General features: G+C 32.1%; 15 protein-coding genes, 1 tRNA gene and 1 pseudogene. 7 read left to right on the forward strand and 10 right to left on the reverse strand.

Features of this window, described 5'->3' with window-relative positions; genetic code table 11:
• Window positions 1–105: 105 nt before the first annotated feature.
• The 5 genes from pyrC (at window position 106) to trpA (ending at window position 2848) form a co-directional block, all read left to right on the forward strand.
• The gene (pyrC, locus tag SIB45_RS05715; RefSeq protein ID WP_011862585.1) at window positions 106–1155 is read left to right on the forward strand and encodes a dihydroorotase; all 1050 of its coding nucleotides are present in this window, start codon (window positions 106–108) and stop codon (window positions 1153–1155) included.
• Between the two features lie 99 nt (window positions 1156–1254).
• Window positions 1255–1340, forward strand: a tRNA-Leu gene (locus tag SIB45_RS05720).
• A gap of 78 nt (window positions 1341–1418) precedes the next feature.
• Window positions 1419–1652: an NAD(P)H-quinone oxidoreductase subunit L gene (locus SIB45_RS05725; protein WP_011862586.1), complete on the forward strand. Its 234-nt coding sequence runs from the start codon at window positions 1419–1421 to the stop codon at window positions 1650–1652.
• Between the two features lie 4 nt (window positions 1653–1656).
• Complete coding sequence (locus tag SIB45_RS05730; RefSeq protein WP_011862587.1) at window positions 1657–1977, forward strand: DUF3007 family protein; 321 nt, start codon at window positions 1657–1659, stop codon at window positions 1975–1977.
• 28 nt (window positions 1978–2005) lie between these two features.
• The gene (gene trpA / locus SIB45_RS05735) at window positions 2006–2848 is read left to right on the forward strand and encodes a tryptophan synthase subunit alpha (protein WP_011862588.1); all 843 of its coding nucleotides are present in this window, start codon (window positions 2006–2008) and stop codon (window positions 2846–2848) included.
• Window positions 2849–2930: 82 nt separating this feature from the next.
• Here trpA and SIB45_RS05740 read toward each other — a convergent pair.
• A pseudogene (locus SIB45_RS05740) lies at window positions 2931–3288 on the reverse strand (AbrB family transcriptional regulator).
• Window positions 3289–3385: 97 nt separating this feature from the next.
• Between SIB45_RS05740 and SIB45_RS05745 the strand changes: the two are divergent.
• Entirely contained in the window at window positions 3386–3655 is a 270-nt protein-coding gene (locus tag SIB45_RS05745) for a YciI family protein (protein ID WP_011862590.1), read from the forward strand.
• 196 nt (window positions 3656–3851) lie between these two features.
• Here SIB45_RS05745 and SIB45_RS05750 read toward each other — a convergent pair whose 3' ends face one another.
• The 4 genes from SIB45_RS05750 to hisIE all read right to left on the reverse strand — a co-directional run bounded on the left by SIB45_RS05750 (window position 3852) and on the right by hisIE (window position 6317).
• Window positions 3852–4172: a hypothetical protein gene (locus tag SIB45_RS05750; protein ID WP_011862591.1), complete on the reverse strand. Its 321-nt coding sequence runs from the start codon at window positions 4170–4172 to the stop codon at window positions 3852–3854.
• Window positions 4173–4541 (reverse strand): YkvA family protein, encoded by a 369-nt coding sequence (locus tag SIB45_RS05755; RefSeq protein WP_011862592.1) that lies wholly within the window; start codon window positions 4539–4541, stop codon window positions 4173–4175.
• A gap of 35 nt (window positions 4542–4576) precedes the next feature.
• Entirely contained in the window at window positions 4577–5500 is a 924-nt protein-coding gene (locus SIB45_RS05760; protein WP_011862593.1) for a sigma-70 family RNA polymerase sigma factor, read from the reverse strand.
• A 154-nt stretch (window positions 5501–5654) separates the two neighbouring features.
• Entirely contained in the window at window positions 5655–6317 is a 663-nt protein-coding gene (gene hisIE, locus SIB45_RS05765; protein ID WP_011862594.1) for a bifunctional phosphoribosyl-AMP cyclohydrolase/phosphoribosyl-ATP diphosphatase HisIE, read from the reverse strand.
• 63 nt (window positions 6318–6380) lie between these two features.
• Here hisIE and SIB45_RS05770 point away from each other — a divergent pair, with 63 nt between their 5' ends.
• Window positions 6381–6851, forward strand: coding sequence for a 6-carboxytetrahydropterin synthase (locus SIB45_RS05770; RefSeq protein WP_011862595.1), 471 nt, complete (start codon window positions 6381–6383; stop codon window positions 6849–6851).
• Between the two features lie 48 nt (window positions 6852–6899).
• Here SIB45_RS05770 and SIB45_RS05775 read toward each other — a convergent pair whose 3' ends face one another.
• From SIB45_RS05775 to glgB, 5 genes are all read right to left on the reverse strand, one after another.
• Window positions 6900–9482 (reverse strand): ATP-dependent Clp protease ATP-binding subunit, encoded by a 2583-nt coding sequence (locus tag SIB45_RS05775; RefSeq protein WP_011862596.1) that lies wholly within the window; start codon window positions 9480–9482, stop codon window positions 6900–6902.
• Window positions 9483–9556: 74 nt separating this feature from the next.
• Window positions 9557–9907, reverse strand: coding sequence for a plastocyanin (gene petE / locus SIB45_RS05780; protein WP_011862597.1), 351 nt, complete (start codon window positions 9905–9907; stop codon window positions 9557–9559).
• A gap of 60 nt (window positions 9908–9967) precedes the next feature.
• Window positions 9968–10951, reverse strand: a complete 984-nt coding sequence (locus SIB45_RS05785) for an NAD-dependent epimerase/dehydratase family protein (protein ID WP_011862598.1) — start codon at window positions 10949–10951, stop codon at window positions 9968–9970.
• Window positions 10952–10959: 8 nt separating this feature from the next.
• Window positions 10960–12000: a uroporphyrinogen decarboxylase gene (gene hemE, locus SIB45_RS05790; RefSeq protein ID WP_011862599.1), complete on the reverse strand. Its 1041-nt coding sequence runs from the start codon at window positions 11998–12000 to the stop codon at window positions 10960–10962.
• A 125-nt stretch (window positions 12001–12125) separates the two neighbouring features.
• Entirely contained in the window at window positions 12126–14390 is a 2265-nt protein-coding gene (glgB, locus tag SIB45_RS05795) for a 1,4-alpha-glucan branching protein GlgB (protein ID WP_011862600.1), read from the reverse strand.
• Between the last annotated feature and the right edge of the window lie 14 nt (window positions 14391–14404).

Here is a 14404-nt window from a genome sequence, read left to right on the forward strand (position 1 = left end):
AAATTCTCATAATTGATTAGTAAATTGATTAATAACTATCCTCGAATATCTATAATTTATTGTCAATTTTAATTTGCTGTTAAAATTGATTAAATAGAAAAAATTTTGAAGACTTTAACCATAATAAAACCTGATGATTGGCATTTACATCTAAGAGAAGGTCTTGTATTAAAAAATATCATTCATTTTACTTCAGAATATTTTGGGAGAGCCATTGTCATGCCAAATACTAAAGTTCCCATAACATCAATTAAAAGCGCTATTTCTTATAAGAAATCTATTATTGAAGCGTTGCCAGAAAGTTCTAAGTTTAAACCCCTAATGACAATGTATCTTACAGATGAAACTGATAAAGGAGAATTAATAAATGGTTTTAAAAATAATGTCTTTTTTGCTGCAAAATTATATCCTGCTAACGCTACAACAAATTCCAGTCATGGAGTAAGGAAAATAGAAAATTTATATAAGATCTTTGAATCAATGCAAGATTCTGGAATGCCTCTTTTAATTCATGGGGAAGTGACTGATTCTGAAGTAGATGTATTCGATAGAGAAGAAGTTTTTATAGACAAAGAACTCTCTCAAATCACTAAAAGATTTCCAAAATTAAAAATCGTTTTAGAACATATAACTACCTCTTATGCAGTGAATTTTGTTAAGGAAAATAATATTGGAGCAACTATCACTCCGCATCATTTACATATCAATAGAAATGCAATGTTTTTTGGAGGTTTAAATAGTGATTTTTACTGCTTACCAGTTGCTAAGAGGGAAAATAATAGACTTGCTTTAAGAAAAGCTGCAACAAGTGGGGAAAAATGTTTTTTCTTGGGAACTGACTCCGCTCCACATCTTAGGAAGTGGAAAGCTTTTTGTGGATGCGCAGGTATTTTTAATTCACCAGTTGCAATAGAAAGCTATTTAACGGTATTTGAAGAGGAGGATGCTCTAGATAATTTTGAAAAGTTTGCAAGTTTGAATGGCCCTAATTTTTATAATGTGCCCCCAAATAAAGAAAAATTAAAATTAGTGTCTAGACCTAATAAAATTAAAGAATTTATTGATGTTATTCAAGAAAAAAATACTGTAGGACAAATAAAACCATTTCATGCAGGTGAAACTTTACAATGGCAAGTGGAAGGGAAATTAATTTAAAAAATTAGATTTAATCTAAGAATCAAAAGTGTAAATTTTCCAATTTTTCTTGGATAAATGGGTAGCTTTCGGCTACGATTAGATAGCGCAAATTCCTTCGGGAGTGTGGCGGAATTGGTAGACGCGCCGGACTTAAAATCCGTCGAGCGATTTAGCTCGTGGGGGTTCAAGTCCCCCCACTCCCATTATTTAATTATTTATTTTTAGTTCTGACGATAACTTTCAATAGTTGTTATGTTTTAACTAAGCAACCATAAATCAAAATGGAAAGTATTTTCAATAATTCATTCGCTACTTTAATTGCATATATTGGAATTATTTCTACTTATTTATTGGTTATTCCATTATTACTATTTTACTGGATGAATAATAGATGGAATATTATGGGCAAATTTGAAAGATTAGGAATTTATGGCCTCGTATTTCTTTTCTTTCCAGGTTTAATTTTATTTTCTCCATTTTTAAATCTCCGACTAAAAGGAACTGGTAAAGGGTAAATAATTGACTAAAGGTAAAGTTATACAAATAGGTTTATTTATTTCATTAATAGGATTAATTAGTTATAAATTTGCCCCCCAAATTGGTATCGACAATTTTACAGCCACTACTCTATCAAGTTGTATCCTGATTTTGATTGTTATTACTTGGGTAACATCTTATGTTTATAGAGTTGTAAATGGAAAAATGACTTTTATGGAACAAAGGAAGCGTTATAGAAAAGAGTATGAAAAAGTTGTTAATGATAAACTAGAAACCAAATTCAACGCATTGCCAAAGGAAGAGCAGCAAAAATTAATGCAAGATCTAGAGAAAAATCCATAAATTTTTTATAGAAAAATATCTAAAAATTATGAAAGACAACAAAATGCAAATTACTAAAAATGAATCTTTATCTAAGGTAGATGAGAAGTTTTTTGACTTAAAAAATAATAAAAAATTAGCTTTGATGCCTTTTATAATGGCTGGTGATCCCAATATTGAAATCACGTCTGAGATTTTATTAAGGTTACAAGAAAACGGGGCTGACCTTATCGAATTAGGTATACCTTACAGTGACCCACTTGCAGATGGACCTATTATTCAAGTGTCGGCCTCTCGCGCCTTAAAGTCAGGTACTAGCCCGAGAAAAGTTATTAAACTTTTAGAGTCTTTAAAAGGTAAATTAAATATTCCCATCATCCTTTTTTCTTACCTAAATCCATTACTATGTTTTGGCTTTGAAAAGTTTTGTGAGATGGCATCTAATGCTGGAGTTTCAGGACTAATAGTTCCTGATCTCCCCCTAGAGGAAGCTTATAAATTTTCTAAAGTAGTTAGCAATCATTCTATGGACTTGATTTTATTGGTAGCTCCAACTACTCCTTTTGAAAGAATGAAACAAATATCTAATCATACAAAAGGCTTTACTTATTTAGTAAGTGTCACAGGTGTCACTGGTGAGAGAAATAAAATGGAAAATAGGGTAGAAAATCTTATTGCTAAATTAAAAGATGTAAATAGCAATCCAATTGCTGTTGGTTTTGGAATATCCACTCCAGAACATGTTAATAAAGTTCGTGAGTGGGGAGCAGATGGAGTAATTATTGGGAGTGCATTTGTAAAACGAATTTCTAGTTCAAGTGAAAAAGATGTCGTCGATCATGTTGGTGAATTTTGTAAGGAAATGCGTTTAGCTGCAGATCAAAAAAAATAAATACAAAGATAGTTTATTTATTAAAAAACCAAATTATAGAAAACTAATTAAAAATGATATATCCAAATTATTTTTGCTGTCTTTAAGATTCTTCTGTAGGTAATAATCTGATTTGTTTTTTTTCCAAGCTTAATTTCAAATTCATCACCAGCCTTTAAATCTAAAAGTGCTGTATATGCTTTCCCAATCAAAAGATTTCCGTTTCCTTGAACTGTTGCAATATAACTTAGCTTTCTTCCTCCTTTCCCAATACCTGCAACTCCAGATTCACCAAGATTGACTCCTTTTGCTTCTAGAAGTGCTTCATAAAATGCTGTAAAATTTAGACGTTCACCTCCATTTTTCTTAGTGGAAACGTATCCACAGGCGCGAACTAGGTCAGATTTGCTAACATCACCAAGTTCTTTAACTTTTGCAAGGAGATCGCTTCCAGTTAGCATAATTAATTAAAAGAAAGTTGTATTAAATAACATAGCAATTTGTATGTAATATATGCAATTATTAATTATGTTTTTACTCTATTATTTATCTTTAAAAATGGAAAAGTTTGTAGTTTTTGGAGAGTACTGTGAAGATGCCATTATTAAAAGGGGCCCGTTTCGTGAACAACATCTAAATAGACTTAAAAACTTAAAAGATCGAGATATTCTAGTTACATTAGGGCCAACTAAATGTACCAAATATTTGTTTGGAATTTTTAATGCAAATGATGCAAATGAGTTGAAAGATCTTATTGAGGATGATATATATTGGGAAAAAGGTATATGGATTAATTATGATGTTTATCCTTGGATTCAGGCATTTTAAATATTATTTACGAAAATATTTTTAGCAATTATTCATTATTAATTTAAAAAAATTAATTTAAATAAAAATACATAATATTTTTGTTTTAATAATTTAATTATTTATCATATTTAGGAATTAAAACGATATTTATTTAAAGGTTATTTTTTATATGTGATTTATTATTTTAACTAAAAAATAATATTTTAAATAATATTTATTCACAAGTGTCGTGAGTTATCTGATTTACTAATGAGTCGAGATCTAATTGATTATATGGTGATTTTTGCTTTTTCTCTGGATAATCATTTTTGAAATTGTTTAACCAATTTTGTTCAATCCTTATGAGATTTTTTGCAATATTGAACATACCGCCTTTTTTATGTAATTCTTTAATCTTAAGAATAATCTCAGAGGTTCTGCTCGATTTAATATTTAATTCATTTGCTAAATCTTTTTGATTAAATCCATGAGATTTCAACCAATCCTTAATAAAGGAGATAAGTTCTCTTTCTTCCTGTTGAGATAATTTACTCATTTAATAAAAAGGGAATAACTTATTAAGCTTGGTCTCTGCTCTCGCTCTAATTGAAGGAGTCATATATTTGCTCCATATACTAAGTACGGCTGTGAGGGCAACAAAATCATCACTAAAACCAACTAATGGCATAAAGTCAGGGAAAAGGTCAAATGGCATAATTAAATAAGCTAGGGCAGCCATTAAGGAAACTCTTACTTGTGCTGGAGTAAAAGGATCTATAGCCATCTCCAAAACCTCTAGTGCAGGCTTTGCAATTGTTCTTCCTGCTTTAATAAGAATCTTGATAATGATATTCTCATCAAATGTTGAGCTTTCTAAAACTTCAGCATCATAAATTTTTTCTTTGTTTTTGTAATTCTCTGTCATCCTTATCTATGGAATTTAGATTTTTGATTGAATTTTTAGCTAATACTATCAACCAGCCCATTCTGTATTCCTGCTTTTCTAAGTTTTCTTAAAGCACGTTGAACGACTTGTCGACAATATTCCCTGCTACAACTCATATGCCTTGCAACTTCAGCTAAAGTTCTCCATTCGTTAGAACCATCTAAACCAAATCTTAGACTTACTATTTTTCTTTCCTTTTCAGTTAAATTTGCTTTATCTAATAACTTCCAGGCTGAGGCTGTCCTTTCGGCTAATTCGGCTAATTCCATTGGTGGAGTTTGATCACTTGGAAGAATATCAACTAGCTCAGAGGGATCTGACTTTGATTTGACAGTACCTTGGAGACTAACAGTAATGCTTCTCAATTCACAGGAAAGAAGTTCATCAATTTCTTCCTTGGTGATTTTCATCTCTTCAGCTAGCTCATCAGTCGAGGGTGGAATGCCCTTAAGTTGCATAAGTTTTGATTTTGCTGATCTTAATTTTGTGAGTTTTTCATTAATATTTACAGGTATCCTGATAGTTCTACTTTGAGTTGATAATGCTCTATTTAATCCTTGCCTGATCCACCAATAAGCATAGGTGGAAAATCTATGCCCCCTAGAGGGATCATATTTTTCTACAGCCCTTGTAAGACCTAATGTTCCTTCCTGAATTAAGTCCAGCAGTTCTAGTCCCTTGCCTTGATATCTCTTAGCAAGGTTAACTACTAGTCTTAAGTTGGCGGTTATCATCTCATTTTTTGCCTTTTCACCAATTTTGATCTTTTTCCTTTCTGCTTCGGAATATTCACAAGCGGGCCCTTTGCCACCTGCTTCTTGACATCTATTAACAAGCACAACCATTTCTTGGACTTTTCTGCCCATAGTGAGTTCTCTCTCCGGCGTCAAAAGTTGATGCCGACCTATTTCACCAAGAAAATCGCTTAATGAACTCACGATTTACCTCTTTGTTGATATATTCAACTTATAGTTAATTCAGTGATAAGCCATACATGTAATAATTAATTAATAATTAATTAATAATTATTAATTAATTATTTTATATTTTTCCCTCATATTTTTAGATTTAAAAAATTAAAATCTCTGAATTTTAATTATTATTTCTTCTTGATTCTAGAACAGCAAGTACATCTCTCCAGTTAACTCCCTTGTGCATAAGAGCTACCTGTAAATGATAAATTAAATCAGCAGCTTCATTTGAGATTGAATTTTTATCATTATCTTTGCAAGCCATTATAAATTCTGCAGATTCCTCTCCTATTTTTTTTAAAATAGTGTTGCTACCTTTTGTTAAAAGATGATTTGTGTAACTTTTTTCCGATGGATTTATTGATCTTTCGTTAATTGTATTAAATAATTCAGAGCAAATATTTGAGAAGGGAGTTGTTTTTTTCTCTTTTTTATCACTTTGATTAATTTTGATTTCGTTGAAAAAACAACTTTTTTCGCCAGTGTGACATGCTCCTGAACCATTTTGTTCAATCAAAAGGATTAGTGCATCATTATCGCAGTCGAATCTTATCTCCTTAAGTATTTGGGTACTTCCACTTGTAGCTCCTTTTCTCCAAATTTCGGATCTTGATCTACTCCAATAATGAACGTTTTTGGTTTCAAGTGTCATTGTCAAAGATTCTTTGTTCATCCAAGCAAGCATAAGAATTGATCCGTCAAGCCAATCTTGTGCTATTGCAGGGATTAATCCATAATTATCAAAGCGTAGATCCTCTATCGAAAAATTAGTTGAATAAGTCATTATGTTGGCTATGTTAAATCCTACTCAATGTGTTTTATTAAAAATTATCCTAACAGTTAATTGATGTATATTCATTCTCTGAAATTTTCATGCAGCAAAAGTTACGAGGATTTTCCCTGTTCACATAGGCAATGGCGCCATGAAGGTCACTGCAGATTTGTGCATGGATATTCAAGATCATTCACCTTTTGGTTCACTGCAAAAAAATTAGACCTAAATGGGTTTGTTGTCGATTTTTCAAGTTTAAAGCCCCTAGAAAATAGACTAAAGGAGCAATTTGACCATACTTTTCTAATAAACAAAGATGACCCTTTGCTGAATTACTGGGAACAATTACATGACTTAGATGCTTTAGATCTGAGAATTATGGATAATGTGGGAATGGAGTTCACCTCTAAATTAATTTGGAGATGGGCTAATGAATATTTACAGGATAAGGATAATGGCAGAACATGTTGTTGGAAAACAGAATCAAAAGAAAATAAATCGAATAAAGCAAGTTATGAGAAAATTCCTGATTGGTTCAAATCTTAGATTAAAGTTGTTAATTGTAAATTCATATAGGATTCTTTAGTTAGAGATTTAATCAACATTTATCTCTCCATTAACCAGATAAATATTAATCTCGTCTTTATTAAGGTAATGATTATTCAATATATTATTTGAAATTTTTGTCTCAATTTGTTTTTGAATAATTCTTTTTAAAGGTCTTGCACCATAGGCATGATCGAAACTATTTTCGACAAGTTGGTTAATTGCTTCATCCGTAATTTTGAATTTTAAGTTTTTTTTGTTAAGTCTTTTTTCTAAATGTTGAAGCTGGATTTTTGCAATTTCTTTTATGTCACTTAATTCTAAATTATTAAAAATAACTATTTCATCAAGTCGATTTAAAAACTCAGGCTTGAAAAATTTTTTAATTTCATTATCTACAACTTTTTTAATTTCATTTTTATCTTCTTTTCTAACTGATAAATCATTTATTGATTGACTTCCTAAATTACTTGTGAGAACAATGATTGAATTTTTGAAATTGATTGTACGACCTTGACCATCAGTAATGATTCCATCATCAAGAACCTGTAAGAGAATATCTAAAATATCTTTGTGAGCTTTCTCTATTTCATCTAGGAGTATTAATGAATAAGGATTTTTGCGTACAGCTTCAGTTAGTTGGCCGCCTGATTCGAAACCTAAATATCCGGGAGGCGCACCTATGATTTTGCTCACAGAATGCTTTTCCATATATTCAGACATATCCAGTCTTGTAATTGAAGAATTTGAATCGAATATTATTTTGGCTGTTACTTTACTTAGCTCTGTTTTCCCAACACCAGTTGGACCTAAAAAGAGAAAACTGGCTAATGGCTTGCTTGGATCATTTAGACCAGTCCTTGATCTCTTAATGGAATCTGCAACAGCCCTAATTGCACAATCTTGACCAATAATTTTTTCTTTGAGGATTGACTCGAGGCTCAAGAGTTTATCTTTTTCTGACTGGTTTAAGTTCTGTACTGGAATAGAGGTCCACTTTGAAACAACTTCTGCAATATCATCAAAAGTTACCTCTTGTCTTAAAAGACTTGTATCTCCATTTTTTTGCGAATTTACTAGAGACTCGCTTTTTTCTTTCAATTTTTTTTGCAAAGAATTTAAAGTTCCAAATTCTAATTCTGCTGCTTTGTTTAGGTCAAAACTCCTTTTGGCTTGATCTATTTGCAATTGAACAGATTCAATTTCTTCTTTTATGGTGCTAATCTCATCAATTTCGTCTTTTTCTTTTTTCCATTTAGCGCCTAATTCGGCCTGTTTATCTTTAAGAGATAAAAGTTCATGATTGATTTTTTCTAATCTTTCTACAGAAAAATCATCTATTTCCCTTTTTAAAGATAATTTTTCCATCTCAAACTGCAGAACTTTTCGATCAATTTCATCAATTTCTTCAGGTTTGGAAGTTATGACCATATTTAATCTTGAGGCTGCTTCATCAATTAGATCTATTGCTTTGTCAGGAAGAAATCTATCGTTAATATATCTTTCGCTAAGGGTTGCAGCTGCAACTAAGGCATTATCAGAAATTCTCACACTATGATGGACTTCGTATCTTTCTCTCAATCCTCTTAATATTGATACGGTATCTTCTATTGAAGGAGCATCAATTTTTATTTTCTGAAATCTTCGTTCTAGAGCAGGATCTTTTTCTATATTTTGTTTGTGTTCATTAATAGTTGTAGCACCAATACATCTAAGTTCTCCTCTCGCAAGCATTGGTTTTAATAGGTTGCTTGCATCTAAAGAACCTCCGCTAGCACCAGCTCCAACAACTGTATGAATTTCATCAATAAAAAGAATAATCTTTCCGTCTGATTCTTTCACTTTCTTTAGAATATTTTTTATTCTTTCTTCAAATTCTCCACGATATTTTGCCCCAGCTATAAGTGAGCCCATATCTAATGAAATTAGTTGCCTATCTTGTAGTGCAGAAGGTACATCGCCATTAATTATTCTCTGAGCTAACCCTTCAACAATGGCCGTTTTGCCAACCCCAGGTTCTCCAATAAGAACAGGGTTGTTTTTTGTTCTTCTACTCAATATTTGGATTGTTCTTCTAATCTCTTCATCCCTACCAATAACTGGGTCTAAAATCCCATCTCGTGCAGATTGAGTTAGATCAATACCATATTTTTCCAAAGACTCATTAGAACTATTAAATTCATTTTTTACTGCCGGATCTGACTTCATTTTCTTTATAATTTCAAGAAATTCTAGAATACCTTTTTGATTTAAAATTTGAAATCCATATTTGTTATCATAAGCGAAACCGTAAACTAAGTATTCTGTTGATATCACTACATCATTTAATTTATTTTTAATATCATTCGCCTTTAAAAATATTTTGTGAAGAGTATCACCAATATATAAATTATCTTGTTTATTTTTCATTTTTGCCTTCGCATTTAATGAAGAAATTATTTCCCTCTCAAGATTCTTTAGATTTATATTATTTTTTATTAAAATATTTTTTGTAATATTGTCCTCTTTTATAAGAGTTAATAATAAATTATCAGAGTCTACGTTTTGTTGATAATTTTTATAAGCAATTTCTTTGGCAAAAATAAAATAGTTCCAAGCAGAATTTGAGAATTCGCTTGGAACTATTTTCATCAATCAAAATTTGAATATGATGGTAATAAATATTCAGTCAAAAAGAGTTTTTAAAAATTTAGAAGATTTAAGATTTATTCAACAACAACTTTACCTACCATCCCAGCGCCTCTGTGTGGCTCGCAATAGTAATCATAAGTTCCAGGAGTATCAAATGTTTCTTCCCAAGACTCTCCTGGAGCAAAAGCTAGGTCCGCATGACTTAATTCCTCATGCCCATCAAAAACAGCATTGTGAGGGGCAAGTTTATTATTGACGAATTTAACTGTGTCACCAGCGCTAATGGTTACTGTACTTGGTTCAAATGCAAGCATTCCAGCATCTGTTCCAAGTTTTACTTCAACAGTCTTAGCCGAAACTGATGAAATACCTATACCTAGAGTTAAAACTATTGCAAATAACCCTGCAAAGATTGAACGTAACATAATAAAAATTTTGCTTATCTATACATATTACAAGGCTTTGGTAACCTAACTGCGAGAATTTTAATTGTTATTACAGCTTGGTAACTTTGATAACCTTAAAATATCATTCAGTGACTTGGCATGACTTTTAAGTTTAAAAGTCTCAGGATTAGTGATGGGGACATGATTAAAGTCATATTTTTTGATACTGAAGTTATCCCAAGGAGTAGTTTGGATGGGAAGAATTCTTAATAAAATTTTTAGAATTTTTTTTGTAAGCGGTATCGCAAAAAATCTCCTCATATTATTTCTTTTTAACAGTGTAATTATGGCATCATCAATTGAAATGAATTTTTGACCAAGCACATATTTTCTAAAGCCTTTGTATTGCTCTTCTTTGTGATTTTTAATTAGAAACCCGCAAATCTGGGCGATATCATTTGCGTGTATAAAGTGAAATTTAGAATCGAGTTTTAAAAATCTTGCTAACCAAAGCCATTTCCCAATTTCTTTCAATCCACTAGTTAAATAACTCACAGGATATTTACTTTTTTTTCCAAGATTCCCTCCAAAAACCAAGGTAGGGAAAACAGCGAATGTTTTTTCTGCAAATGAGCTTTCTCTTAGTCTCTGGAAACATTCATATTTTGTTTGAATGTACTCTGTTCCATAAATCAATGATTCCCTCATTAATTCTGTTTGGGTATCAAGAATACTAGCTGTTGAAAAATAAATAATCTTTTCTAACTTTTCAATATCAAGCATTTTTAGTAATTCTTCAAAAGCTTTAATATTTACTTCATAGGCTCTTTTTGGATCTCCCCAAGCTGTAGCAGTATGTATTAGGTAATTAATTTGACTAATTTCCTTTTTATACCTATTTGATTCCCTGATATCGCACACCATTAACTTTACTTTTTTATTTTCTTGAACAGAAATTGGTAACTTACTTTTGTCTCTTACCATGAGATAAAGCCTGAATTTTGTGTTTTTCAAAAACCAATCAACTAAATATTGGCCAACACATCCATTAGCGCCTGTTATTAATAAGTTTTTATATGCCAAGATTTTGACTAGTAAGTGAGTTTTTTCCCATGTTCAAAAAATGTTTGAGCATTTTCTTCTGGAGTCCCTGGTAAAATCCCATGACCCAAATTAAGAATATATTTCCTATCTTTAATTTTATTGAAAGTATTATCTATCCTTTCTTTTATTGATTCTTTGTTCCCGAATAAAATGCCAGGGTCAACATTACCTTGAATTCCAATCCCCCTGGGGATTCTTTTGCAAGCTTCTTCAATATCTACTGTCCAGTCTAATGAGATTATATCTACACCAGTTTTTGCCATTCTTTCTAGCACACCAGCACTTCCTGAAATATAAAGAATTATTGGTGTTTCAGGGTATTCCGCTTTTACAATTTCAACAACTTTTTTTTGATACGGCCCAGCAAAGATATCGTAATCTTGTGGGCTTAGTTGACCTGCCCATGAATCAAAAATTTGTACTACTTGCGCACCAGATTTTATTTGATATTTAAGATACTCACCAATAGATTTTGCAAAATGATCAAGGAGTTTATGTAGTAAATCTGGTTTATTAAAAGCCATTGATTTTATTAAAGAATAATTTTTACTGCTTTTACCTTCAACTACATATGCAGCAAGAGTCCAAGGTGCCCCAACAAAACCTAAAACTGTTGCCTCATTATTCACATCTTTTTTTAGTGAAGTAAGAACTTCACCAACAAAACTTAAACTCTCACTTGGACTTAATTCTTTTAAATTTTCTACCTGATTAAGAGTTCTTATTGGGTCCTCAATAATTGGACCTTTACTTTCTATTATTTCAAAATTGATGCCCATCCCTGGAAGAGGTGTAAGAATATCTGAAAAAAGGATCACACCATCCGGTTTGAAAGCATGAAAAGGCTGCATAGAAATCTCATATGATAGTTCTGGATTCTCAGACCTTTCTCTAAAACTTGGGTAACGCTCTCTTAAATCTCTATAGATTTTCATATATCTTCCTGCTTGCCTCATCATCCATACTGGAGGTCTATTTACTTTTTTACCTAATGCGGCAGAAAGAAGTAGCGGTAAATTTTCACCCATTTTTCAATTCGATATGCTGTAAAAAAAAATTTTTTAAAAATTCCAACTTAGAAATCTTACAATGCAAAGCATATCAAAAGCGTTATGTGAACATTTATATGAAGTACTAAGTTAAATTAGCCTTATTATTTTTCTGATTGATGTTTGAAGATACTTACGCTTAATGGGGGCAAAGCTAGTTCTAGAGCATTTTGATAATCATGAATATTGTAATTTATAGTGTCTTTACCTCCCATATTTCCTTTGTTACTCCCCCCATATCTTGATCCATCTGAATTAAATATCTCTTTGTAGAATCCTTCTACAGGAACGCCTATTTTATATGAACCATGGGTATTAGGTGTAAAGTTGGCAACAATAACAAGCCATTCATTGGTATCGCTTTCTCTTCTCATAAAACTTATTACCGAATTAGATTTGTCATTACAATCAATCCATTGGAATCCATAAGGATCAAAGTCGTTTTTCCATAACGCAGGTTCATTTTTATATAGTTTATTTAAGTCATCAATCAAGTTTCTTATTCCTCTATGAGGCTCAAATTCTAGTAATTCCCATTGCAGATCATCCCAAACATTCCATTCTTGCCTTTGTCCAAATTCCATTCCCATAAATATCGTTTTTTTACCAGGGTGGGTCCACATATAAGTTAGTAAGGCTCGAGTATTTGCATATTTCTTCCAGTCATCGCCAGGCATTTTGTGCAATAGATGACTTTTTCCATGGACAACTTCATCATGACTGAGCGCAAGCATAAAGTTCTCTGTATAGTTATATGTTATTGAGAAAGTTACACTATTTTGATGGAATTGCCTAAACCAAGGATCTATCTCGAAATAGTCGAGCATATCATGCATCCATCCCATATTCCATTTTAGATTAAATCCTAATCCCCCCATATCTGTTGGTTTGGTTACCATTGGCCAAGTTGTTGATTCTTCAGCGATAGAGAGTGCACCTGGGAAATGTTGGAAGAGTACATGATTAGCCTGTTGAAGAAATTTAACGGCTTCTATATTTTCATTCCCACCATTTTCATTGGGTATCCATTCTCCATCTGGGCGTAAATAATCTCTATATAACATTGAAGCTACAGCGTCTACTCTTATGCCATCAATATGAAATTCTTCAAACCAATAAACGAGATTGGCTACTAAGAAATTTCTTACTTCGTTTCTGCTGTAATTAAATATTAAAGTTCCCCATTCTTTGTGTTCACCTATTCGTGAATCCCCATGTTCGTAAAGATGACAACCATCAAAAAATGCTAAACCATGCTTATCTTTTGGGAAATGACCAGGCACCCAATCAAGAATTACACCTATGCCCTCTTCATGGCATTTATTAACAAACTCCCTAAATTCATTTGGGGTGCCAAATCTACTTGTTGGTGCATACCAGCCTGTAACCTGATATCCCCATGAACCATCGAAAGGATGTTCAGATATCGGCATAAGTTCAATATGAGTGAATCCTCTCTCTTTTACATAAGGGATAAGTTTTTTGGTTAATTCTGGATAAGTTAATAATCTTGTTCCAGGTTTTAAATCAGCTGCAGGCACTGGGTCTCTTGGTTCACCATTGTCATCAAGATATTTGTTATCTGTTGATTCATGGAGCCAACTTCCTAAATGCATTTCATAAACTGAAATTGGCTTGTTAATTTGACTAGAAGAATCTCTATTTGAAATCCAAGAACTATCACTCCAATTAAAGTTTTTCAATTTTGAAACTATTGAACCATTTTGAGGCCTAACTTCATGTAAGAATCCGTATGGGTCGGCCTTTTCATAAATATGACCTTGTTGTGTTCTTATTTCATATTTATATTTATCTCCTTCTTTCATCATTGGCATGAATAGTTCCCAAATCCCCCCTAATCTTTTTTGCATTGGATTATGTCTTCCATCCCAAGAATTTATGTCTCCAATTATCGAGATTGATTTTGCATTTGGAGCCCAAATGCAGAACATGACACCTTTTTGATTTTTGTCCTCAATTAGATGTGCTCCCATCTTTTCCCAAATATGATGGTGATTACCTTCTGCAAAAAGATGCCTATCAACTTCTCCCATCCACTCTTCTCTATATGACCAGGGATCATGTTGCGTATGTGTGATACCTCCTCGTGAAATATTTATTTCGTAATTAGAATTTGGATTTTCCGGCAAGATTGCTTCAAAAAGCCATTTATGATTTATGCTTTCTGCTTTGTAGGTCTTATCTTTAAAATTTACTTTAACTTCATCAGCTTCAGGCACCCATACCCTTATTACCCATTGTTCTTCGTAAAAATGAGGACCTAATATTTTTAATGGATTATCATTGCAACAATTTTCTAAGTTGATCGCTTCTGATTTAATCCAGTCTGCTTGAATTGTCTCGATCATGACTGGTAGATGTT

It is taken from the genome of Prochlorococcus sp. MIT 1304 (assembly GCF_047305015.1).
Classification (GTDB): domain Bacteria; phylum Cyanobacteriota; class Cyanobacteriia; order PCC-6307; family Cyanobiaceae; genus Prochlorococcus_A; species Prochlorococcus_A marinus_E.

Excerpts from the sequence above, each read along its gene's own strand:
- SIB45_RS05750 (WP_011862591.1), bottom strand. The coding sequence starts at position 4,172 with ATGAGTAAATTATCTCAACAGGAAGAAAGAGAACTTATCTCCTTTATT.
- trpA (WP_011862588.1), top strand. The coding sequence starts at position 2,006 with ATGAAAGACAACAAAATGCAAATTACTAAAAATGAATCTTTATCTAAG.
- glgB (WP_011862600.1), bottom strand. The coding sequence starts at position 14,390 with ATGATCGAGACAATTCAAGCAGACTGGATTAAATCAGAAGCGATCAAC.
- hemE (WP_011862599.1), bottom strand. The coding sequence starts at position 12,000 with ATGGGTGAAAATTTACCGCTACTTCTTTCTGCCGCATTAGGTAAAAAA.
- hisIE (WP_011862594.1), bottom strand. The coding sequence starts at position 6,317 with ATGACTTATTCAACTAATTTTTCGATAGAGGATCTACGCTTTGATAAT.
- petE (WP_011862597.1), bottom strand. The coding sequence starts at position 9,907 with ATGTTACGTTCAATCTTTGCAGGGTTATTTGCAATAGTTTTAACTCTA.
- SIB45_RS05745 (WP_011862590.1), top strand. The coding sequence starts at position 3,386 with ATGGAAAAGTTTGTAGTTTTTGGAGAGTACTGTGAAGATGCCATTATT.
- SIB45_RS05725 (WP_011862586.1), top strand. The coding sequence starts at position 1,419 with ATGGAAAGTATTTTCAATAATTCATTCGCTACTTTAATTGCATATATT.
- SIB45_RS05775 (WP_011862596.1), bottom strand. The coding sequence starts at position 9,482 with ATGAAAATAGTTCCAAGCGAATTCTCAAATTCTGCTTGGAACTATTTT.
- SIB45_RS05755 (WP_011862592.1), bottom strand. The coding sequence starts at position 4,541 with ATGACAGAGAATTACAAAAACAAAGAAAAAATTTATGATGCTGAAGTT.
- SIB45_RS05770 (WP_011862595.1), top strand. The coding sequence starts at position 6,381 with ATGTATATTCATTCTCTGAAATTTTCATGCAGCAAAAGTTACGAGGAT.